We start from the raw sequence: 23,508 nt of genomic DNA, 5'->3' as shown, positions 1-23,508 counted from the left end.
AATTAATTACAATATATTTAACTTTTTTGCTTGAAACTTAAGTTCGTCTCTGAAATCGGGATGGGCTATGTTTATTAGGGCTTTAGCTCTTTCTCTGTAGGTCTTTCCCCGAAGTTTGGCTACACCAAATTCCGTAACAACATAATCAACATCGTTTTTTGAGTTGGTGACTATAGCTCCCGGTTTTAATGTGGGAACAATTTTGGAAATCTGTCCGTCTTTTGCTGTAGAATAAAGGGCAATTATACCTTTACCCCCGGGAGAATACAAAACCCCACGGGCAAAGTCTGCCTGACCGCCGCTACCGCTGTAAATTTTTGTGCCTATACTTTCGGATGCACATTGCCCCCATAAATCAATTTCTATTGTTGTATTGATGGAAACCATTTTTTTGTTTTGACCAATCACCCACGGATTATTGGTATACGAAACAGGGTGCATTTCAACCATTGGGTTATTGTTTAAAAACTTATAAAGTTTTTTGGAACCAAAGGCAAAGGTACCAATTATTTTATAGGGATGAAGTGTTTTAGCCCGTCCTGTAACCACACCCGCTTCTACTAAATCGACCATGCTGTCAGTAATCATCTCGGTATGAATGCCCAAGTCGCGTTTGTTTAATAAGAGTTTCGCAACTGCGTTGGGTATAGCACCAATTCCCAACTGCAGAGTTGACTCATCTTCCACCAGTTCAGCAATAAACTCACCTATCCGGTAATCTTCCGGTTTGAGATCTTCCGAAGGAAGTTCAGGAAGCTCGCGCTTGCTTTCAATTAAAAAATCTATTTCGGAAATATGCACTATTCCTTGTCCCAGAGTCCTTGGCATATTCGGATTTACTTCAACTATTACTTTTTTGGCTTTTTTAAGAGCGGCCAGCGAATAATCCACCGATGTTCCCAGGCTAAAAAAACCATGTTCATCCATGGGCGAAACCGTTGTCATAAAAACATCGACATCTAAATAATCCTGAATAATTCGGGGAACATCATGAAAGTTACAGGGAATTGCCTCGGCATACCCCTGATGGATTAACTCCCGGACCGGTTTGCCAGCGAAAAATGATATGTGCCTTATGTTATCGCTCAATTCTGGTTTTAAGTAAGATGGAGAATGGACGGGCAGTATTTGGTAAACTTTAACTCCTTTTAATTCCAAAGCTTTTTTACCTAAACCTTCCAAAAGAAGTAATGGTTCTGCTGCACCAAGGGAAACCACAATATTATCGTTATCTTTTATCAAAGAAAGGGCGTGGTCTACATCTACCAGTTTTTTTTGGTATTCTGCTGAAGGTGTTGCTGGCATTAGGCTCCTCCTCTGCTTTAGTCTTATACAGGATTATTATACCAATTAAAACTCCTTTAAGATATACGAAGAAATAACTATTCTTTGTACTTCACTGGTACCTTCATAAATTTCGGTGATTTTAGCATCTCTCATCATTCGTTCTACAGGATATTCACGGGTATAACCATAGCCTCCGAAAATTTGCACGGCTTTTGTAGTTACTTCCATTGCCGTTTCCGAAGCAAAAAGTTTAGCCATTGCCGCTGCCTTACCATAGGGCAGATTGTTTGATTCAAGCCAGGCAGCATGATAAACTAACAACCTTGCCGCCTGGATTTTAGTTGCCATATCCGCTAAAACAAAACTTACTCCTTGAAATTCAGCTATGGGCTTTCCGAACTGGGTTCTTTCCTTGGCATATTTTACAGCAGCTTCATAAGCTCCCTGGGCAATACCTACAGCCTGAGCAGCAATACCGATGCGTCCGCCATCTAAAGTAGATAAGGCAATTTTAAACCCCTGACCTTCCTCTCCTAAAAGATTTTCTTTGGGAATTCTGCAGTTTTCAAATACTAACTCCACCGTTGGAGAGGAACGAATGCCTAACTTCTTTTCTTTCTTACCGAAAGAAAAGCCCGGGGTCCCTTTTTCAACAATAAAAGCGGAAATTCCTCTGTGTCCTTTAGATTTATCGACGGTAGCAAAAACTACATAGATTTCCGCTTCCCCACCATTCGTTATGAAAATTTTTGACCCGTTTAAAATGTAATAATCGCCATCCCGGACAGCAGTAGTTTTTAGGGAACCGGCATCGCTACCGGCAGAAGGCTCGGTGAGACCAAAAGCACCAAGTTTTTCTCCCAAAGCCAGTGGTTTTAAATATTTTTGCTTTTGTTCTTCCGTACCGTATTTATAAATGGGGAAACTACCTAAAGAGACATGGGCGGATAACGTTACTCCCGTGGAGGCGCAAACCCGGGAAAGTTCTTCCACTGCTATGGCATAAGCAATGTAATCCATGCCGGCCCCACCGTATTCTTCCGGCCAGGGAATGCCTGTTAATCCCAATTCGGCCATTTTCTTAAAGATTTCCCGATCAAATCTTTCTTGTTCGTCCCTTTCGGCTGCTGAAGGTGCTACTTCTTTTTCGGCAAAATCTCTTACCGTTTGTCGTAATAATTCGTGTTCTTCGGATAAACGAAAATCCATATAAATCCCCTCCCTATAATTTTTAAAAAAATTTCTTACAATTAAAACTTTTAGCAAAATTAATGCCATTTTAAAATTAGGGCTAAAAGAGCAAAAATAGAACTTAAAACTGTAAATAAATGTGTGCGCATAGTAAACATTTATTTACATATCAATCATTCATCTCCAAAACTTATACCTATTGCTTTAGCGGTTACAATTAATTCTGAATCAACGGGGACTAATTTTAATTTTTTTATTCCTTCGCTTAAAGGCACCGTAGTTACCCTTCCCCCTAAAAAGGCAACCATGACATTATAATTACCCTGAAGCCATGTATTTACTGCAGCAACCCCAAAGCGAGTCGCCAGGATGCGGTCAAAGGGTGTAGGACCTCCACCCCTTTGCAGGTGACCTAAAACCGTTACCCTGCTTTCCAAGCCCGTACAGCGGCTTAAATGGTCAGCTACTACCTGGCCAATTCCCCCCAAACGGGCCGGATCGGTACTTTCCTTAACATATCTTGCAATTACCCTTTCCCCACCTTCGGGATAGGCTCCTTCAGCAACTACAACTATGGAAAAATGCTTTCCTTCGGCTTTTCTTTGCTGAATTTTTCGGCAAACGGCATCCCAGTTAAAGGGAATTTCGGGAATTAAAATAACATCTGCACCTCCGGCCAGTCCCGAATATAGGGCAATCCAGCCGGCATACCGTCCCATAACCTCCAATACCATGATCCGGTGGTGGGATTCAGCAGTGGTGTGAAGCATATCAAGAGCTTTGGTTGCGGTCCTTACCGCACTGTCAAAGCCAAAGGTAAAATCGGTAGCATCCAGGTCATTATCTATAGTTTTTGGGATTCCTATAACCTTTACACCCTTTTGGGAGAGTTCGTGGGCAATAGAAAGAGAACCATCACCCCCAATGACGAATAACACCTCAATATTGTTTTTATGTAAATTTTCGATTACAGTATCGCTAACATCGTGAAATTCTAAGGTGCCGTTAACAGATACGGGAAATTTAAAAGGATTATCCCGGTTGGAAGTGCCCAAAATCGTTCCGCCTTTAGGGAGTAAACCTACCACGTCTTTCGTTGTTAGAGGCACACTTCGGTTTTCAATTGCCCCGCGAAAACCATCTAAAAAGCCGATTATTTTCTCTTCGGGAAGCTTTTGTTGAAGAGTTTTCACTAAAGCCCGAATTACTGCATTTAAGCCCGGGCAATCACCACCACCGGTTAAAATACCCACAGCCATTTCGTATCCCTCCTTCTTTGTAATTATCCTATGGGTTTTACCGGTTTACTGCTATCTTCCGCTTCTTTTTTTAACTTTTTTTTGCAAAGTTCGCAGATCTGCAAATTTGAAGGCTTAACCACCAGGTCATCGTCTTCATCGACAATTAAATCTATGGTAATTTTTTTCCCGCAAATTATACACGTGAACTCCATCTCTTTCACTCTCCTTAATATGTAATAAAAATATCGGGGATTCTATTTATAATAAAAGCCATTTCTTGCCATCTCGGCAGGGCCAGATTTGGCTCTACCCCAAGTATTTTAAAACCCTGGGAGTTAATTTCCTGCCAAAAGTTATAAACTATATCTCTCAATTCTCCGGTTATTTTCTTTTCGCTTAAATACATAATAAATTTTGCTAAAAAGTTAGCTTGTCCGTAATCACAAAGCTGTTCAAGATAGCGAAGGTTTATGTATAAATCTTTATTTAAATAAAGAGTAAACTGGTCTTTAGCCTTAATTTTAGAAAAAGATTTATTCCATTTTTTGATTTTCCGCGACCTAACGGAGAGAGTTATATCTGTCGTATTTGAGTCAAAACCGGTAATGGAGTGAACCCTGGCAGTTACGTCGTGTGGTATATATTCTTCCATTAAAATTACGCGATCGGCAATTTTAAGATAATCCGAAAGACTGCCAACTACCAGAATTGAAGAAACATCTAAATCCTTATAAAGATTTCTACACATTTTTAAAAACGGCGTGATGGGTTCTTTAACAACTAACTTTTCCATGAGCTTGTCTCTTAAAAGAAAATTGGTTGCGCTAACATCCTCGTCAAATAATAATACTTTAGCTCCCGCTTCAATGGCTTCCATTACATTGGCAGCTTGGGATGTACTTCCGCTGGCATTTAAGGTTGAAAAACATTTAGTATCTATCCCCTGGGGAAGGTTGTTGATAAAGGGGGAAATATCTACGTTATTAATTATCCTGCCGTCTTCTGCCCTAACTTTTACCGCAGTATTATCGGTAATGACAAATTCCCTGCCATCGCCAAGGCGGTGGTTATATATACCTTTTTCCAGTGCCTTTAAAAGGGTTGATTTGCCATGAAAACCACCACCGATTATCACCGTAACACCTTTGGGAATAGCCAGGCCAGAAATTGGTCCGGAATTAGGTAAATCTACGGTAATGCGTAAGCTTTCCGGAGATTTAAAGGGAACAGCGTTTTTTAATGGTTTTTCCGATTGTCCCGAAGCCCGGGGCAATATAGACCCGTCAGCAATAAAGGCAATGTAATTGTTTTTCTGGAGAAAAGAACGGAGGAATTCCTGATCCTGATACAAATTTATTTGTTTTTTAAGACTTTCTGCATAAGCTGGTTTAAATACTAGAAAGTTCTGGACAACATCTTTAAGCCCTTCAAGCATTTGGATTAATGCCTGTCCGTTGATTTTTCTGCCGTTAGCAGGTAAACCGAAATAAAAATTTAATTCGATAGCAGTTCCATCAAGGTTGAAACTTGCTCGTTTTAAAAGCTGCTGGCCGTTGGTATTAACGAAAATTACTCCGCTATTTCCAGAACCGTGGATTTTGGGTAGTTGGGATAATCCTTTAGAGAAGCGTTCTAAAATAAAATCGCCCAACGGAACTTCGAGTTCCTTTTTTAAATACTGTTTCGGGTATTTGTGCTGTTCTTCTTTTAAAGTTATTCTTACAATACTTGGAGGTGCAAAGGGGTCTCCTTGAATTTTAAGAAAACTTAACGAAAATTGCGGAAAAGTGTAACTACCTTTAAGGCGAGAGTAAGCTTTATATCCGAGCCTGTCAATTTCCGAGATTATTTTAAATAATTTATTCATGCTATTTTTATTTTTGCCTCCCCTCTAAACCGAGCATAAGTATTTTTTCCACCAGGTCCTCAAAGCTTATTCCCTGAGCTTTTGCTGCGTCGGGAAATAAACTGGTGGCGGTCATTCCCGGAATAGTATTTACTTCCAAGACATAGGCTTCATTTTTTCTTACATCAATCATAAAATCCACTCGCGCAAATCCGCGGCAACCTAAAGCTTTATACGTTTTCCGGGCGTATTCAATAGCTTTTTGACTTAATTCCGGAGCTATTCTTGGAGGTATGATATGTTCACTTAATCCTGGGGTATATTTAGCTTCGTAATCGTAAAAACGAGTCTTGCTGACGATCTCAATTAAGGGTAAAACAACGGGATTAGAATTGCCCAATACTGAAGCGGTAACTTCTACCCCTTCAATAAATTCTTCAACCAAAAGCTGTTTATCTATTTCTAAAACTTTTTTAATAGCTTTCGGTAGCTCTTGTTTGCTAAAAACAAACTCAATGCCAATAGTTGAACCTTCGCGGGGAGCTTTTATTACCACGGGAAGTTTCAATGTTTGCAGTATTTCAGAACTGATAGCTTCAAAATTGGGGTTTTCATCAAAGCTAAAAGCAATATAGTTTGGTGTCGGAATTCCCTCGGCTTTTAAAATTTTCTTTGTCATTATTTTATCAATTGCTAAACTACTGGCAAGTATTCCGGAGCCAGTATAGGGGATATCCATAATTTCAAGTAGCCCCTGGATGGCTCCGTCTTCCCCGTACTTCCCGTGAAGGGCAATAAAGGCAAAATCGATATTTTCCTTTTTTAATGTTTCGGCAATATTTCTGTCCATATCGATTTTTACAACGTTGTATCCCTTTTTTAATAAAGCTCTAAAAATCGCGTCGCCGGTACGTAGAGAAACTTCTCTTTCGGAAGAAAGCCCGCCGCAAATAACGCCAATTTTCATTTTTTTACCTCCAAAAAAATGTTTTATAATATATTTTATTTATTACACTATAATCGTATAACAAATAGGAATAAATTTCTACCTGAAAACTTCTTCTTGACGATGTTATTTTTTTTTCTTATAATAATCTTGCAATTGATAAAGGGGAGTAGCTCAATTGGTAGAGCATCGGTCTCCAAAACCGAGGGCTGCGGGTTCGAGTCCTGTCTCCCCTGCCATTAAAAAAAAACCTCGCAGGAGCGAGGTTTTTCTGTTTTTTAAAGATTGAAGTGTTTTGCTTTTTCTTTTATATCTTTAATTTTGGTTAAAAAACGATCCCTTGAAGGTATGATCCAATCGTTAATATGATTTATGCGATGATTTCTGGTCCAAAAGGGTTCATAATTTTCAGCAAAAACTAACTTACCGTCATGAAGTTCTGCCGGAGCCAGACAAAGGGCACAGTAAATTTTCGAATCTTCAAATTTAATCAACCGACTTTTACAGTAAGGACACTGATTTTCCTTGGCTTTCGGGGGCTCTATTTCTTTTCTTAAGGCTAAAACCAGCTCTTTACCGAGCCGGTAGGCGTTTTCCAATAATTCATCATTTAATAAGACTTCACCCGGTCCGGGAGCATAACCGGCAAGAAAATCATAAAGACCAAAACCGTAACTTAAAAGAAATTGATTTAAGATTTCACTGCCCATAGGATTCCATAAAGGATTGCCGGCAACGCTGATGGTTATTCCCAGCCTTTTTTCAGGGTCCATTTCTTCTAAAAAAGGAGAAATGGTCAGGGAGCGGTCAATCATTGTTTTTACTTTTCCGGTAGGACCAAAAAGATAGGTTGGAGCTCCAGCTACTATGCCATTAGCGCTTTTGACGGTTTCAATAAACTTATAAAGGTCATCGTCTATCGGACATTTTCCTTTGTAAATGCAACTTAAACATCCCCGGCAGTACTCGATGTTTAAATCTTTGGCTTTAAGAAATTCGGTAGATGCACCTGCCGACGCTGCCCCCCGAAGCGCCGTAATGACCAGGATGTCGGTATTACCCTTATCCCTGGCGGAAAAACTAATTCCCAGTATTTTCATCTCCCCACCTCACATGAAAAATATATGGTTCTTCTCCAGCCATAGTCAGGCCGAGAAAAAATACTGCCTCTTTAATCTGGTAATCCATTTTTTCCAGCACGATAATTCCCCTGACAATTTCTTTAGGTCCTAATTGGTCTTTTAGTTTTGGATAATCCCGGTTTTGATACAACGCTTCTACGTAAAAGCGATCTTTTTGACTGGCTCTGGGTTCTAATAAATTAAAATTCACCGGATGGTTGGAAAGATTTCTTAATGTAATAAAGAGTCTGGTTTCGTTTTTACCAAATTCAATTTTTTCAAAGATAATTTCTTTATCTTTTCGTTTTAAGGTTTGCTTAACTTCTACCGTTTTAATTGGAGGGTCAAAAAGATGCCAGGGCTCAAGAGGTTTATATCTTTCGACAATAACCACCGGTTTGGCAGCACCGTTTTCGACTAAAGGAGAATAAGCTAAAAAGCCTTCTAATTGGTAATATTTAGTACCATTAAAAATGGAAAAGGGATCAAGATTTAAGGCTATTGTTAGTTTATTATCCTTTAACGAAGCCGGTTCTAATAAAAAATAACACAAGGTGCGACCGTTTTGGGCGCCAATTATATCAAGAATCCTTCCTGTTATTTTAACTTTAGCTCCTGCCAGGTAATTATTGGCAAAAACTTGATTGAAATTATCATTGGTAAGGGTAATTTGCTCTTTATTTAAAATTTCGTTTAAGGATATAGGAGCACTACCTTGATTTTGCATGCTTGTACCTAAGGTAAAAAGATACAAAAAAGCAATGCCTAAAACTACCAAAGCTATTTTTAGAAAAGTTTTCTTATTAAAAAATAAACCAAGGTTTTTTTGCTCTTGATATTTAATCAAGTCCTGAAGTAGTTCACTAACCTTTTGATAACGGTTTTCGGGATTTTTTTCTAAGCATTTTAAAATAATTTTTTCAATTTCTAAACTACAATGACTATTGTAAGTCCGAATAGGTTCAGGATCAAAATGGAGTATGTTATAACTTAATTCGGAAAAATTTGTTCCAGAAAACGGATAATGACCGGTTAATAAATAGTAAAAAATACATCCCAAAGCAAAAATATCTGTTCGCTGGTCAATACCCGTTTTTAATATTTGTTCCGGAGCCATAACTACCGGAGTACCCAAGATAAAGCCTTCTTCTTTTTCTTCTTCGTTTAGTTGAGCTATACCAAAATCTGTTATTTTTACAATATCGTCGGTAGAAATTAAGATATTTTCCGGTTTTAAATCCCGGTGAATAATGTTGTGCTGGTGAATATAAGAAAGGGCTTTGGCAATTTGAATCATTATATTTACAGCTTTCTTAACGGAAAGCATTCCGCCCTTTTCTTCAAGATATTCAACTAAGGTTTTCCCCTGCACCAATTCAATTATCAGATATATTTTGTCATCAAAATAAAAGGTATCATAAAGTTTCACGATATTTTCATGATTAATTTTTGCCATTAACTGGGCTTCATTATAGATTTTATCTTTGATATCCCCCGGTAGATCTGTTAAATTAATTTCTTTAACCGCTACTTCCCGATCCAGCTTATTATCGTATGCCCAGTAAACCTTGCTGAAATTTCCCTCGCCGATCAGATCTTCTAACCGATAGCGCCGGGAAAACTGTTCTTGAAGGTTTTGGTAATAAAGACCGGTTTTAAACATACCGGTTTTTTCCCGTTCATCTTCGGGAATTAAGAAATTTATCGCTTTATCAATAAAATCTGAATCGTAAGAAACCTCTTCCCTGCTTAAAATAAATGCCGGAAGTTCATATAAACTAAGGATTTTGGTTTTACCAATTCTGCCAGGACGGGTAAAACGAAGCTTAGAAAAGTCAGCTTCTTCGTGAGCAAAGACAACTACAGGGTAAACCAAGATTCTGGTTTCTTCCTCAGGGAAATAAAGCCGTAAAAACTCTTTGACAAGTTTGGCATAATGGTTTACCTGAGCGGCAGGATTGCCAATCTTAATTTTTTCTTTTTGCCCTCCTGCCCACTTTTCCTGCCACCAGTTGCCCATGGCGCCACCAAAAACCCGGCCCCGCATGTTTTTGGTTTCAATAACAAAAATACCATTGGGGCCAATGACAATATGGTCAATATCCCAGCTGTCACCTTGATAATTTAAACGGTAAGAATTTATAATTTTATAACCATCAGGCAGGTGCTCTTTTAGTACTTCGGCTACTTTTTCTTCTCCTTGTTGGCCAAATACTCCCGATATCCTGGAAACTTCCTTGATGGTTATTCCCATCGTAAACCTCTCCTTAAAAAAATAACAAGCTTTCGAAGCTTGTTTATAAAATTCGACGACGATAAAAAATTACCTGCCTGCAAGGAAATGGAAATTTCATTCAAGTTTTAATAATGTTTCCTTGCGAAAATCCTGGCATTCGCAGGTATTTTGCGGGTTAAAATTTAAAATTGCCTCGGTAACTATTTGCAAATTTGTAAGAGCATCATTATAATAAATATCTTTTAATTCCTCGTGTTCCCACTCTTTAATAATTCCTTCGGCATAATTAACTACCAAATCGATTCGGCCGTAGCAGGCACCAATTTCCCGGGCAAGATAAACTTCCGGGACCATACTCTGACCTATTACATCTGCTCCGGCATTTTTCAAAAAGGCAACTTCCGCAACGCTTTCAAAGTGGCGACCATCGGTACAAGCATAAATTCCGCGCTGAAAAACTCTGCCTTTGGCATGAGTTTTAGCACTTTCAAATAATGCGCGATTTATTTCCGGGCAGGTAGGTTTTCTCATAATTAAAAGGTAATTAGAAGTTAGATGGACATCTTTACGCATGGTAAAATCAAGGTAATCGGTAGGAATAACGTAATCCCTTAATTCTAACAAATGATTTACAGCCCCTACCCCGCCTTCAGAAAATATTTTGTTTACTCCCAACTGTTGAAAAACCCAGAATACCTGGAGAGAGGCATCTCTTCGAGAAACCCCGGGACGCCAGCCGTGCATTTTTACATGAACTACTTTCTTTGTACCGATTTCTAAGAAATATATTTTGGGAGATGGACCATAAGGTGTTGTAAAAGTTTCTTCTTTTATAAATTTAACATCAGGGGGTAGAAACTTTTCCGGAAATCCTATTCCCAAGGTACTTGATCCACCTATATAAGCTATATCAACATTCACTACTACTTCCTCCTTTTACAGCTAAATAAAAACTCCTGGTAGGTGTATGGTTTACCGATAAAACCGAAAAATTTAAGTCCGCAAGCATTTTTAAAACTTCCTCCGGCGAAAAGAGGGAAAGCTCGTGCTGCTCGTAGGAAACTTCACCGGTATTTTGGTTATAAATTCTAAGTTTAATAAAAAATTTATTATTGTTAAATTTGCCGGTCCAATTTAGTACTAAGTTATCTAAATGAAGTTCGCCAGGTAAATTTTCTAAATCCAAAAGCCATTCTAAACGATTTAGGTCAAAGTAAAATAAGCCCTGTTCGTTTAAGTTATTTTTTACTTGAGAAAAGCACTGATATAAATCGTCCGTTGTATTTATATAATTAAGGCAATCATGAAAAGCAAAGATTAGATCAACTTTTTCCGGAAGTTCTAAATTTACGATATCTTGGCAAAATAATTTTGTATTTCCTATTTTCTTGTTGTGGGCAACGGCAAGCATTTCAGGGCTAATATCCACTCCATATAATTTATAACCTTTTTGGGAAAGCTTTTCTAAAATTACACCGGTACCACAGCCTAATTCCGCAATACTTTTCACTTCATAATTCCAGCGTTTTAGTAAATCTTCAATTAATTGGACCCAGTAATCGCCGGGAACTCCGCTTAACAAAAGATCGTAGAAGTTGGCAATTTTACTGTAAGGCATACTTTACCTTCCTTTAAAAAAACTCTCCCCAAAAGGGAGAGTTTACTTTTGGAGAGCATTTTTAATTGAAGCGAATACTTCTTCAATAGATTTTGTACCATCAATATTTTTCAACAAACCGGTTTTGGCATAATAATCTTTTAAAGGTGCGGTCTGCGCTTCATAGACATCCAAACGGTTGCTTACTGTTTCTAAAGAATCATCGCTTCTTTGGTATAATTCTCCGCCACAAGCATCGCAAACTCCTTCAACTTTTGGCGGATTGAATTTCACATGGTAGGTTGCTCCGCACTGGCGACAGACCCTTCTCCCAGTTAACCTTTCAATTAATTCTTCCCGCGGAACTTCAATATTGATCACACCATCTAAGGTTATTCCCATTTCGGCAAGCTTTTTATCCAGAGCTTCCGCCTGTGGTATGGTCCGGGGAAAACCGTCCAAAAGAAAGCCTTTTGCGCAGTCCGGTGCCGATATTCTTTCTTCCACCATAGCAATTACGATTTCATCGGGTACCAGCTCACCTTTATCCATATATTCTTTTGCTTTTAATCCCAGGGGCGTTTGATTTTTTAAAGCAGCCCGGAACATATCGCCGGTGGAAATATGGGTAATACCAAACTCTTTAACAATTTTTTCCGCCTGGGTTCCTTTTCCAGCCCCCGGAGGGCCCATGATTAAAAGTTTCACGCTCCCGCCTCCATTTTAAGAATTTTCTATAAATTGCCATTAACTCTGAACTTAATTTTACTATCTTTTAGGTTTTACTGTCAATAAGCAAAACTTTATACATAAAACGCTGAAAACCAGGCAGGACTTAAGTTGTTAATTTCAATAACTTTTCCACAAAAGGCAAGTCTGCCGGCGCAAAATCATAAAAATTTAAATCCTTAATTTCAACCCAGCGCGCTTCAGCATGATCGTTTAGCTTTATTTTCCCTGAAACTGGCTGGGCTAAAAAAGCCAATAATTTTATTTTAAAAAAAGGGTACTCATAAATCGATTCACCAAAAAATTGGGTAATCTTGATGTTAAGGTCCAACTCTTCTTTTATTTCCCGAACAAGACAATCTTCGGGCGTCTCACCCTGTTCAACTTTTCCCCCGGGAAATTCCCATTTTCCCGGCAGGTATTTATCATTAAGTTTTCGGCGGGTTATTAAGACTTTCCCCTTGTGTATTATTATTGCTGCTGTAACCGTTGTCATAATATTTTTATTGCCTCCAGCGTTGATCTTACCGGCTTCTTTATTTTACTATAACTTTACCAAAATTAACAGCGGATAAGTATGAACTTTAGTTTGCAAATTTTATAGACTTATAAACATAAATAAAAACCCCTTTTAAGTAGACTATTAATCTACTTAAAAGGGGTTAAATTTTTTACTTCTCCCACCACTTATAGGGCTTAACCGGAGGTGTCATATACGTTAACCTGCTGTGCTTTAATCCCATGTACACATAATTTTTTACCATCATCGCCGCTGAAAAGGCTGGATCTACTACTGGAACATCATAGCCAGCCTCTTTTAGCCGCTTCATTAAATTATGAGCCATACCCATCATTCCTGTACAGCCCAATACCACCACCTGGACATGGTCGTTTTTTATTGCTTCTAAGCTCTGATTAAATAGAGCGTCTTCTAACTTCTTTTTATCTCCCAAATCCAGAACCGGAATATTAACATAACGGATTGATTTTACCCGTTTCTCTATTCCCATTTTGGCTATTAAATCTTGAAGCATGGAAACAACATTGGGTAATACTGTAACAATGCCTATGTTTTTCCCAAGGCCTAAGGCAATTTGCATTGCCGGCTCAAAGCCACCGCAAACCGGAATATCTACCAATTCCCTGGCCGCATTAACGCCGGGATCGCCAAAACAATCGATAATAACACCATCAAAGCCATCTTCCTGGGCCTTTTTAACCTTATTTAAAATATCCGGTATGGCCATAGCTTCATCAAATTCACTCTCAATGGATGCCGGGCCATAATCTAAGTTTTCCACATCAAAGCTGTCATGCGGTCCAACATAATGTTTAAACTCTTCCCTGATTTCCTCATTAAAAACATCTGAAGTAATCGGCATTATTACCTTAATTTTCATTAAAAATCCCCCCGTTTATATTAATTTAAAGTAAATTCCCGGCAGCCTTTACCCGGATTCTCACCGCATTTCCGGGCAGATAGGCAAGCGGAATATCTTCTACATGAACAATGTTCACGGAATCCGGATTAGCTCCAGCTTTAATAGCCTCATTTATTGCCAGCTGTTTAGCATTATTTAAAGCCTCATCCCTGCTCATTTCGCTTAATGAATAAATCCGGTCCACTTCACCGCTAACCTGAGCAATAGCTGCCCCCAGGGCATTGGCTACACCAAAATTTTGCGGACGCACAACCTGACTTACGCCGTTAATTTTATCGCTTACAATTATGCTGCCTCCCCCTACAAGAATGAGCGGTTGAGGATCTTTGCTGGTTTTTATTTTATCAATCGCTTCTTCAACCAATTCCTGCATTTTCTGGTAGGCTTTTTGAGCAAATTCTAACGGTAAATCCTTTACTTTTTCTTTATCACCAACCTCTGCCAATCCCAGGCGCACGGCTATATCGGTAGCTGTAACGGTCTTACCGCCGAAAACTACTGCTTCTTCGGTTATCCGGTAGCCAACGCTATCGGGTCCAATTTTCACCTCACCGTTTTCTTCCCGAATAATCGTGCCACCCCCAAGGCCAATGGAAATCAGGTCGGGCATCCTGAAGTTTGTTCTTACTCCTCCAATTTCTACTGCAATTGAAGATTCCCTGGGAAAGCCTTGAGCGATGATACCGATATCACTGGTAGTCCCACCCACATCAAGCACCAAAGCATTTTCTAAGTTACTTAAAAAGGCAGCACCCCGGATACTGTTGGTAGGTCCGCAGGCAATGGTTAAAATGGGATACCGCATCGCATAATCAATTGACATTAAAGTACCATCGTTCTGGCAAAGAAATACTTTGGCATCGGTAACTCCTTCCCGCGCTAATGCTTCTTTAAATCCACTGGCTGTAGTCCGAGCGACTTCAACCAAAGCAGCATTTAAAACAGTAGCATTTTCCCTTTCTAAAAGACCAATTGAACCAATTTCATGAGATAGCGAAATTGGAATATCGCCAAGCACTTCTTGCAGTATTTCCCGGGCCCTTAGTTCATGCTGGTTGTTTACCGGTGAAAAAACCGAAACCACCGCAACGCTTTCCACTTTGCCCTTTATTTCCCGGGCAATTTTTCTTAATTCTTCTTCATCCAGGGGACTGATTTCCCGGCCATCAAATTCATGACCACCGGCAATTAAATAGTAATGATTTCCTACCGCCTCAACTAAATCCTTTGGCCATGCCACTAAGGGGACAATCGCTTCCGTTGCCGGACGGCCAATACGAATAATTGCAGTTTTGCAAAGGCGTTTGCGTTCCACAATCGCATTAGTAGCATGGGTAGTACCGAGCATAGCATATTTAATATTTTTCCGGTCAACTTTACTTTTTTCTAAAACCCGATGCAACGCTTCATATATGCCGGTGGAAACATCTTTTGTAGTTGGTACTTTGATGCTTTCAACTAAATTCATATTTTCATCAACCAGTACCGCGTCCGTATTGGTACCCCCAACATCAATGCCTATCCGATATTCCATTTTTTCCGACCTCCTTTAACCTTTAATGAGCTCTTCAACAGGTACATAATCAACATCGTAGCCAAAGTAGCGAGGTCCAACGGTTGCAATACCCTTTTCACTCCGCCACTTGGGATCGCAGGGAATACCGATGACCACTACCCTTTGCCCATAACGTAAACCTTCGGTAGTAATAGGCGCTGCTGTATGGGCATCCACTATGCAGATTAAATCAGGAACTGTAGCTACAACCTTCCCGTTCCGCCGGGCAATTAAATTCTCGTTTTGGAAGTCAATTATCATACTTTCCCCTTTATACTGGTCAATTCCGTCAATATGGGCTTCACCCCGAACAAAACCACCGGTAGTCCGTCTTTGCACATCGGAAATTTTTCCTTTAAAGAGGGCAAAACCGCCGGTTGCTTTTAAGAGCGCTTCAATGGGATCTTCGCCATTTTTGCGGGCTTCCCGGATTGCCCGGCCGATTTTTGCCGAGTAAGTAACGATTTTCCGAATTCCCGCCTGTTTCAAATCTCTGCCATACATAGGATAAATTGCAATCATTACCGAGCCACCCATAACTACAGTGGCATTTCGGGCAAGACTTTCGGTCCAGAAGTTATTGATAGTATTTAAAAGTAACGAATTCCCCTTTTCATCGGCTAAGACCATGGGAGTGGCTGAGACACCATATAAATGGAAAGTAACCATTTGTAATTCGGGAAAAGCTCGTCCCATACCGTCTACATCCACCAGTGGCAGTTTCTTTTCCGCTGCCACAGTAATCGGAATCATTGAGTTAAGCCCACCGGCTTCAATGGGAATAACCGCAAAGATTTCTTTACCTAAGTAATTTTGCAGGCTGTCAAAAGCCTTGAAGATCTCTTTACCCGACGGTATTTTTTCCACCAAAACTGTTGGTGCTCCCATCATGGCCGCAGGGACAACCAGGGCATCATCTGGCACATCATCAACACTAATAAGTTCTACTGGTCCATTTTTTTGTAATGCCTGAATAGCCATAAGCTTGCCAACATAAGGGTCTCCCCCTCCTCCGGTTCCAAGAAGAGCTGCACCTACTGCAATGTCCTCAACCATTTGTACATCGATTTTGGTCATAAATTATACCTCCCCAACCTCTGATTTTTTAATAAATTTTGCATTTTTGGCGGGTGAGAAAGCTATATATAATTTCATTAAAACAAAGTAGAAAATCATTCCGGCAATTAATGAATTTAATGCTTGATTTAAGCCTCCTTTGTAAAAATAACCCACTAGAAAAGCTAAAACTAAACTAACAATAGCAATGGGATTCCAATCTTCAACTTCTCTGGGCAAACGCCCATACGCACGGCTTTCTTCCAGCTCTTTTCTATATCTTTTTAAAATAAAGTAATCAACCACCATAATCCCACCTACCGGCGGAACTGCAATACCAAGGATAACTAAAAAGTTAACAAATTTATCCAGTATTCCCAAGACAGAACCCAAAGTTCCTAATAAGCCTATAATAATCGTTAAAACTGCTCTACTTATTTTCACTCTAAAAACAGCATCAAGGAAATTAGCAATTCCTAACGATGCAGCATATAAGTTCAAATCATTAATCTTAATCGTGGAAAATATTACTAAAGCAGCTGAAATCCAGCCACCTAAATTTAACATAATAGTTATCACATCAGCACTTTTTACCGCATGGGACATTAACACAGCTATAAAAGTTATTAAAAGTTCTCCGGCAAAAATACTAAGAAGCGTCATCCAAAAAACATCTTTGGCGTTGCGGTTGTATCTTGATAGGTCAGGAGTAACCACTGCGCCCACCATAAAGCCCCCGGCAACCATAGTAACTGCAACACCGAAATTCAAAGCTGGACCAGGGGGTGGCGAAGTTAGCAGCGTGTTAAGGTCATATTTGCTTAATAAATGATAGGTAGCAATACCCACTGCCACTAAAAAACCTGGAACCGCAATGTTAGCTGTATAGCTTAACATTTTATAACCGTATACAACTAACAGGGTAATTAATATTCCGGTAATTACCGACATAATCTTGGTACTTACTGCCCCACCAAACGCTTGACTTAATCCCTGAGCAAAGATCGTATTTTGAATTCCAAACCAACCAATACATGAAATCCCCACAATTAATCCAATTAAACTTGATCCTAACCTCCCAAAACCGGCCCACCGGGTTAAAAGAGAGGTTGAAAGACCTTCCCACGCTCCAGCAACCCCATTTAAAAAGCTAATAATTTCAAGTAGCACCGACCCAAGGATCGTAGCAAATAACGCATCTTTTAGGGTCAAACCATATCCAAGCGCTGCTCCCAGCATAAACTGCGATAAAGTAACAACAGCACCAAACCGAATCATGAAAACTTCCCACATCGGCCGCCGTTCTTCCATGGGAATTCTTGCTAAGGCATAATCTTCACCTTTTACCATCTTGCCATCCTCCCTTGTAGATTTATTTTTTAAATATTACTGGTTTAATTTTTTAGCAAGTTTTATGCCAACAATTTTACCGGTCTTTCAGGTTATAAATTCGTTATTTTCCCCGAAAAACTATCCTTGTCATAGACCTTTTTTGATTGTAAAATAAAAATATACCTGATATTTCTTACAATTTCTTAAGTATTCTTATTTTTTATTAATTTTTCTCATTTTATATAGCGGTGATAAAAAATGATGAGAAAAGACTTTACTGAAGCACTTAAAGAAATTTTCGGACTTGTTACCGATCTTCCAAAAAAATGCCTTTCTTTAATACCACGTCCACAGGTTGGTTATCGTGTTTTGTCAACACCCTGTACACCAACTTGCCCGGAAGCAGCTACTTGCCCATACGATTTAATCCTAACCTTTAATCTTAAAGATGAAGGTTTTTGGGTAGCATTCCCCAAAAAACGTGAAAACAACGCGAATATAACGCCTGCTTTGCTTCTTAAATTTCTTTTGATTGTTTTAGAAAATTTGCAAGCCTTAGAGCAAGAAGTTGACAATTCATTGGTCAAAAATGCTTTGCAATTCCTGGCAAGCCAGTTGGACACAAATATTTTTCTTTTTGACAGGAAAGGTCAAGTAATCGTAAGCCAAAGTAATTCTCCTATTTCAATTTCTACTTTTGACCTTTGGAAAAAATTAAACCAGGCTGGAGAACCAGAGGGTTTGATCGAAACGACGGAAGGAAACTTTTACTACCGTGCATTTACAAAAAACGGCAAGATGGCGGGAATATTGGCTTGGAAAACAGAACCAATCCAACCGGAAGAAACCGACTCGTACTTTTCCAAGGACTCTATTTTTATTATTCCCGGCAAAAACCCCCGTTTTTTAGAAATCAAAAAACTTGTCAGGCAAATTGCAATAACTAACAACACGGTCCTGCTCCAGGGAGAAAGCGGTACGGGTAAAGAACTTTTTGCTCGTTATATCCATTACTTAAGTCCACGGAAAGATCGGCCTTTTATTGCCATAAACTGCGCAGCAATTCCCGAAAACCTTCTGGAAAGCGAACTATTCGGTTATGAAGATGGTTCTTTTACTGGTGCCCGTCGGGGCGGCAAGCCCGGCAAATTTGAGCTTGCCAATGGTGGAACAATCTTCCTTGATGAAATTGGCGATATGCCGATTCAATTACAGGCAAAACTTCTCCGGGTTTTGGAAGAAAGGCGGGTAGAAAGAATTGGAGCTACTGTTTCCTATCCAGTCGATATCCGCATTATTGCGGCAACGAATAAAAATTTACAAGAATTAATTGATGCAAAACTTTTCAGGGAAGATCTCTTCTTCCGTCTAAATGTATTCCCGGTTCATATACCACCGCTACGCGAACGGCGAGATGACATACCTTTGCTTTTGGACTTTTATTTAAAAAATATTTGTCTGGAGCAAAATAAACCTTTTAAAATTTTTAGTCCTGAAGCCGTACAGATTCTTAAAAATTATCATTGGCCAGGAAATGTCCGGGAGTTGAAAAACGTAGTTGCCTACGCCGTGTCCCTTTGTGAAGGCGACATCATTACGCCGCCTTTTCTACCAAAGTATTTACTAAACGGTTCATTGGTCAGTACACCGCAACCTAAAGTTATTAATCCTGGATTCCCAAATCTTGAAAGTAGAAAATTAAAGGAGCGTTTAGAAATTCTTTTAGCCGAATACGGCCATTCTACCCAGGCCAAAAGGTTAATTGCTCAAGAACTGGGTGTTAGTTTAGCAACTCTCTATCGCTGGCTTAACAAATACCGTCTAAAGTAGGTGAAAATATGCAGGAAATTACCCGTGACTGGCTCGAACCGCTCTGGTACGGTAGTATTTTCCTTGGTTCCGGCGGTGGCGGAAAAAGTCACCTTTTAGCAATCGAGCTGCAAAAAGCACTGCAAAACCGCAGTATTCCTTTGTTATCCCTTGAAGAATTGCCGGAAAATGATTTTTTTTGCGGGACCGGTCTTTTTGGTTCGCCGGAATTGTGTGAAGAAAACCTACCTTCAGGAGTAGAAGCGGGTATCATAATTGAAGAGCTTGAAAAACACACCGGGGTTAAGTTTAAAGGAATCACCATTGTTGAAGGTGCAGGTGTTAATATCTTTTATCCCCTTTTAGCGGCACTGCAAACCGGCTTACCGGTTGTTGACGGCGACAGCATGGGTCGAGCCTTTCCTGAGCTACAAATGACCACCTATCACCTTGAAAACTTAACGGCAGCACCTTTAGTGCTAATTGATGGCAATTATCACTTACACTATTTTCTTGATAAACAAGATACTTTTCTTTTAGAGCTAAATACTCGCCAGATAATTGGCCAGCAGGGAGGCGTTGGTTACTTTGCAGGCTTTCCTCACCCCGGTTCCGTTTTAAAGCGAGTTCTGCTTCCTGGCACATTGACCTTTGCGCGCGAAATTGGAGAATGTTTCCTGCAGGCTGATAATTACCGGGAGTTAATTACTATGCTCTTGGAAGTTACTTCTAACTCCTTTTACGGTCCCGTAATTGAGCTTTTCCAGGGAATTGTAAAAAAAATATCAACCTATGAATTGGCAAAATGGAAATCTGCTACATTAACTTCACCGAAAGGCGAAGAACTGCAACTTCTTTTTCAATACGAAAATTTGCTCGCCTTTAAAAACGGTAATGTTGCTGCAAGCGTACCTGATTTAATATCAGCAATTGATTTGAACGAACTTAAGCCGGTAAATAACAACGAAATTTATGAAGGACAGCGTTTAGCACTCCTGGGCCTTCCGGCCCCGCTAAGGCTTAGAATCAAAAAAGCTTTAGATGTAGTGGGACCACAATGCTTCGGCTACCGCACTACCTACCTGCCCTTGGAAAGGCTATATCCAAACCACTACCGCAACAAGGAGGTATTTTCGTGAAAATTGTATTGGGAGTACTTTTCAATGGTCAATCCGGGACTCTTATTGCTGGAGCGGGCAGGCACCATTTATATGAAGGAAAGTTCTCCGCGCAAAGCTTTTTAGTTGAATTACAAAACTGCCTTACCCACTTGGGATTATCAAAGCAGGATGTCCACAAAATTTACCTTACTCCTCCCTTTTCTTTAGAAAATCAGAGTAACCTGAAACCAATTTTTCATTTACGTCTTGTTCCAGAACATTTCAATACTTCTTTTTCGGCTCCCAGAGGCATTCAAAAAAAAGTAGAAATTTTGCAAGTAACCCCCGAAAAGCTTATTAGGACCTTAAAAGCCAGGGAAGAGCAAATTAAAAAAGCTCAAGTGGTTTCCCTTATTTCACCTTTTGCTATGGTTTATCCAGAAAAAGAAAATAAAGCTTTACGCGTTATTACAAAATTCACTCCTGCAGTAATTTTAAAATCGCAAAATTATCCGCATTTGGGCTTTCGGGAAAGAGAAAAAGCCTTACTGATGGCTGCTGCTTTTATCGCTACCATTAACCCTTATCTTCAACAAATAAGGGAATTCTTTATTCCGTATTCTCCCGGGATATTTTGGGTAGAAAATGAAGCGGTTTGTGTAACCGATAATTTTTTACCGCAAACTTGCGGTAAAGTTTCCGAGCTTGCTCCTTTGTACCAAATAGCCCGGGGTGCTGCCGTGCTGTTTGGCTACCATTACGCTTTAGCTCTTTTTAAAGTTGGCCAAGCCTTTAAACTTTTTCAGGTGCAAAACTCCGTAGAAGTCAGTGAATTATCTCCAACTTTTAGTTTTACTACTACCTCTTCGGTACAACACTTGTTGGCCAGTATTAAATCCATTTTACCCGAAAATGCCAATGGGCCAGTTCCTATTTTTAACTTTTCGGGTTACTATCTTGCTGACTCATACCCATACCGGATTTATAAGCTTGCACCATCCCGACAACTTCGTTTTCTTGGCTTACTAACGGCTCCGGCAGAATTAACAATTCTTTCCCTCTGCAAACAAGAAGAAATAGATAAAAACAAAAAAAAATTATTAAAAAGATTGCAACTTTTTAATAAAAAACACAATTTCTTGGAAAAACCTGTAGCTTTTAGTCAAGAAACTTCTCTCCGTTATTTACCATTTAATCAAACAATTTTAAAGGTAGGTTTAAAAGAAACATGGCTCTGAGGTTGGAAATCCTTGGTCATCCCATCCCCGCAAACGGTAGTACTCATTTACCATATAAGATAGTTCTTCCTCGGAAATACTATTTTTGCCTTCATTGATCGGTTCCGAAAAGAAACGTTTTGGCAACGTATCCTGAGCTTTTGTTGCCCCTTCCCGGCTGTTAAACACCCTGGTTAAAGTGACAATCCTATTGGCCATTTCTTCTAATTCCTGCTGGGTGTATTCCCAGCCGGTAGTTGCCTTAATTAGTTGAATAAGCTCCGGCCACTGGATTAAATCCCGGAAAAATACGCACAAAATTTGGGTATTAAATATCGTTAGGCGATTTTCAAACTCTATAAACAATCTGGCTTTGCCCTCTATTGTTGCCGGGTCAATCATCCCGCTTAGTTCAGCTTTATAAAATGTAGCTCTCAAATGACAGGCACCTCTTGTTGAAGTTGCATAGGCTAAACCCATCCCTTTAAGGACTCGAGGATCATATCCTGCCGGCTCTAAGCCCTTTACATGGATTGCCACATCTTCCATTTCCCACTCCTCTGAAGCTTTTTTAATACCCCGAGCCAGGATCGCCCCAATGCCCCTGCCATAAGCAATATCTTCCAATAGTCGGGCAATGCCATCAGCATTTCCATATTGTAAATCTGCCTTTATCTTCCCTCTATTAACCGCTTCAATAGCAAAGGCAGCTAAATTACCAGCGGTGATGGTATCCATGCCCAACCGATCGCATATGTCATTTAATTTTAAAATTTCATCCAATCGGTTAATGCAGCATAAACCGCCAAAGGCATAAATGGTTTCATACTCCGGCCCCTCTACCGTTAAACCCGCGTACTTCCCTTCTTTCACGGTAGTCAGTTTGCCACAAGCCAGAAAACAATTGGGACAGCTCCTGGGCTTGACCTCAAAATTGGTGATTAAACTATCTCCACTGATATCTTCCCAGTGCTCATAGGTACCATTAGACCAGTATTTCGTTGGAAAGGCTTTAGCTCCGTTCATTATTCTAACCATCTGGGTAGTACCATACATTTGATAAGCCTTAACTCCCGGATTATCTTTAGCTTTCTGGCTAATGGATTTAATCAAGCTTTTCAATAACTCAGGATCGGCAATTTCACCTTGGGCCTGACCATGAAAAACTACAGCCTTGACTTTTTTGGAACCCATCACCGCACCCAGGCCGGTACGTCCTGCCGAGCGCCAGTAGTTGTTTTCAATACAGGCAAAAAGTACTAAATTTTCACCTGCCGGTCCAATGACCACCGCTTGAGCCCCAGGAACGCCTACTTCTTCAAGAACTTTATTTTCAGTATAATAGGTGTCTTTGCCCCAAAGATGGGTGGCATCGTGGAACTTTACAGTACTATCACTTATTTCTAAATACACTGGCTCAGAAGAAGCTCCTTCCAGAATAATCGCATCATAGCCCGTTTTTCGCATGGCAGGAGCTACTTTTCCTCCGGAATATGATTCAGCATATAAACCTGTTAAGGGCGATTTGCTAAATACGCCATAACGGCTGGAACCTAACATTCCTGTTCCAGTAGCCGGACCTGCAGTAAAAATAAGCTTATTATCCGGAGAAAGGGGATCGATCCTTGGAGCGACATTGTTAAGGAGAAGATATGACCCCAACCCTTTCCCGCCTAAATATTTTTTCAATATCTCTTCACTGAGTTCTTCCACACGGTAAGACTTATCGGTAAGGTTAATCCTTAGTATTTTCCCATAAAAACCCTGCATTTATTTTCTCCCTCCTTTCTGAATTCTAAGTAA

At 39.8% G+C, this 23,508-nt stretch carries 20 protein-coding genes and 1 tRNA gene; 4 read left to right on the top strand and 17 right to left on the bottom strand.

Annotated elements, in window-relative coordinates; all coding sequences use genetic code 11:
* Positions 1-6: 6 nt before the first annotated feature.
* The 6 genes from CHY_RS06280 to CHY_RS06260 all read right to left on the bottom strand — a co-directional run bounded on the left by CHY_RS06280 (position 7) and on the right by CHY_RS06260 (position 6,532).
* A complete protein-coding gene (locus tag CHY_RS06280) occupies positions 7-1,305 on the bottom strand; it encodes an acetyl-CoA hydrolase/transferase family protein (protein WP_011344260.1) in 1,299 nt (432 codons plus the stop codon).
* A 45-nt stretch (positions 1,306-1,350) separates the two neighbouring features.
* Entirely contained in the window at positions 1,351-2,496 is a 1,146-nt protein-coding gene (locus CHY_RS06275) for an acyl-CoA dehydrogenase (protein WP_011344259.1), read from the bottom strand.
* A 155-nt stretch (positions 2,497-2,651) separates the two neighbouring features.
* Positions 2,652-3,737 carry a 6-phosphofructokinase gene (locus tag CHY_RS06270; RefSeq protein WP_011344258.1) on the bottom strand — a complete coding sequence of 362 codons (1,086 nt, stop codon included), beginning with the start codon at positions 3,735-3,737 and terminating at the stop codon, positions 2,652-2,654.
* Positions 3,738-3,760: 23 nt separating this feature from the next.
* Positions 3,761-3,931 (bottom strand): hypothetical protein, encoded by a 171-nt coding sequence (locus tag CHY_RS13155; protein ID WP_011344257.1) that lies wholly within the window; start codon positions 3,929-3,931, stop codon positions 3,761-3,763.
* Positions 3,932-3,945: 14 nt separating this feature from the next.
* Complete coding sequence (locus CHY_RS06265) at positions 3,946-5,586, bottom strand: ABC-ATPase domain-containing protein (RefSeq protein ID WP_011344256.1); 1,641 nt, start codon at positions 5,584-5,586, stop codon at positions 3,946-3,948.
* 7 nt (positions 5,587-5,593) lie between these two features.
* Positions 5,594-6,532: a D-alanine--D-alanine ligase gene (locus CHY_RS06260; RefSeq protein ID WP_011344255.1), complete on the bottom strand. Its 939-nt coding sequence runs from the start codon at positions 6,530-6,532 to the stop codon at positions 5,594-5,596.
* A gap of 142 nt (positions 6,533-6,674) precedes the next feature.
* Between CHY_RS06260 and CHY_RS06255 the strand changes: the two genes are divergently transcribed.
* Positions 6,675-6,750: transfer RNA gene (locus CHY_RS06255), tRNA-Trp, on the top strand.
* A 39-nt stretch (positions 6,751-6,789) separates the two neighbouring features.
* Here CHY_RS06255 and CHY_RS12735 read toward each other — a convergent pair.
* From CHY_RS12735 to CHY_RS06205, 10 genes are all read right to left on the bottom strand, one after another.
* Positions 6,790-7,611: a flavodoxin family protein gene (locus tag CHY_RS12735; protein ID WP_011344254.1), complete on the bottom strand. Its 822-nt coding sequence runs from the start codon at positions 7,609-7,611 to the stop codon at positions 6,790-6,792.
* Entirely contained in the window at positions 7,592-9,886 is a 2,295-nt protein-coding gene (locus CHY_RS12730) for a protein kinase domain-containing protein (protein ID WP_011344253.1), read from the bottom strand. The genes CHY_RS12735 and CHY_RS12730 overlap by 20 nt, the downstream gene beginning before the upstream one ends.
* Positions 9,887-9,982: 96 nt before the next feature.
* The gene (locus CHY_RS06240; RefSeq protein WP_011344252.1) at positions 9,983-10,789 is read right to left on the bottom strand and encodes an MTAP family purine nucleoside phosphorylase; all 807 of its coding nucleotides are present in this window, start codon (positions 10,787-10,789) and stop codon (positions 9,983-9,985) included.
* Positions 10,779-11,486 carry a class I SAM-dependent DNA methyltransferase gene (locus tag CHY_RS06235; protein ID WP_011344251.1) on the bottom strand — a complete coding sequence of 236 codons (708 nt, stop codon included), beginning with the start codon at positions 11,484-11,486 and terminating at the stop codon, positions 10,779-10,781. Before CHY_RS06235 ends, CHY_RS06240 begins: the two co-directional genes overlap by 11 nt.
* A 42-nt stretch (positions 11,487-11,528) precedes the next feature.
* Positions 11,529-12,173: an adenylate kinase gene (locus tag CHY_RS06230; protein ID WP_011344250.1), complete on the bottom strand. Its 645-nt coding sequence runs from the start codon at positions 12,171-12,173 to the stop codon at positions 11,529-11,531.
* A gap of 127 nt (positions 12,174-12,300) precedes the next feature.
* Positions 12,301-12,690, bottom strand: a complete 390-nt coding sequence (mutT, locus tag CHY_RS06225) for an 8-oxo-dGTP diphosphatase MutT (RefSeq protein WP_011344249.1) — start codon at positions 12,688-12,690, stop codon at positions 12,301-12,303.
* Between the two features lie 175 nt (positions 12,691-12,865).
* Positions 12,866-13,594: an aspartate/glutamate racemase family protein gene (locus tag CHY_RS06220; protein WP_011344248.1), complete on the bottom strand. Its 729-nt coding sequence runs from the start codon at positions 13,592-13,594 to the stop codon at positions 12,866-12,868.
* Between the two features lie 25 nt (positions 13,595-13,619).
* Positions 13,620-15,170, bottom strand: coding sequence for a hydantoinase/oxoprolinase N-terminal domain-containing protein (locus CHY_RS06215; RefSeq protein WP_011344247.1), 1,551 nt, complete (start codon positions 15,168-15,170; stop codon positions 13,620-13,622).
* A 15-nt stretch (positions 15,171-15,185) separates the two neighbouring features.
* The gene (locus CHY_RS06210; RefSeq protein WP_011344246.1) at positions 15,186-16,268 is read right to left on the bottom strand and encodes a DUF917 domain-containing protein; all 1,083 of its coding nucleotides are present in this window, start codon (positions 16,266-16,268) and stop codon (positions 15,186-15,188) included.
* A 3-nt stretch (positions 16,269-16,271) separates the two neighbouring features.
* Positions 16,272-17,597: a purine-cytosine permease family protein gene (locus CHY_RS06205; RefSeq protein ID WP_011344245.1), complete on the bottom strand. Its 1,326-nt coding sequence runs from the start codon at positions 17,595-17,597 to the stop codon at positions 16,272-16,274.
* Between the two features lie 243 nt (positions 17,598-17,840).
* On the opposite strand from CHY_RS06205, the gene CHY_RS06200 reads away from it, so the two are divergent.
* From CHY_RS06200 to CHY_RS06190, 3 genes are read left to right on the top strand one after another with little or no spacing between them, the layout of a single operon-like run.
* A complete protein-coding gene (locus CHY_RS06200; RefSeq protein WP_011344243.1) occupies positions 17,841-19,409 on the top strand; it encodes a sigma 54-interacting transcriptional regulator in 1,569 nt (522 codons plus the stop codon).
* A gap of 8 nt (positions 19,410-19,417) precedes the next feature.
* Complete coding sequence (locus CHY_RS06195; RefSeq protein WP_011344242.1) at positions 19,418-20,527, top strand: DUF917 domain-containing protein; 1,110 nt, start codon at positions 19,418-19,420, stop codon at positions 20,525-20,527.
* Complete coding sequence (locus CHY_RS06190) at positions 20,524-21,726, top strand: hypothetical protein (RefSeq protein WP_041537690.1); 1,203 nt, start codon at positions 20,524-20,526, stop codon at positions 21,724-21,726. Before CHY_RS06195 ends, CHY_RS06190 begins: the two co-directional genes overlap by 4 nt.
* On the opposite strand, the gene CHY_RS06185 is transcribed toward CHY_RS06190, so the two are convergent.
* Complete coding sequence (locus tag CHY_RS06185) at positions 21,706-23,475, bottom strand: aldehyde ferredoxin oxidoreductase family protein (RefSeq protein WP_011344239.1); 1,770 nt, start codon at positions 23,473-23,475, stop codon at positions 21,706-21,708. The two genes, CHY_RS06190 and CHY_RS06185, sit on opposite strands and share 21 nt — an antisense overlap.
* Positions 23,476-23,508: the final 33 nt, after the last annotated feature.

The sequence above is a fragment of the Carboxydothermus hydrogenoformans Z-2901 genome (assembly GCF_000012865.1).
Lineage (GTDB): Bacteria > Bacillota > Z-2901 > Carboxydothermales > Carboxydothermaceae > Carboxydothermus > Carboxydothermus hydrogenoformans.
This window is presented reverse-complemented; position numbering and strand designations above follow the sequence as displayed.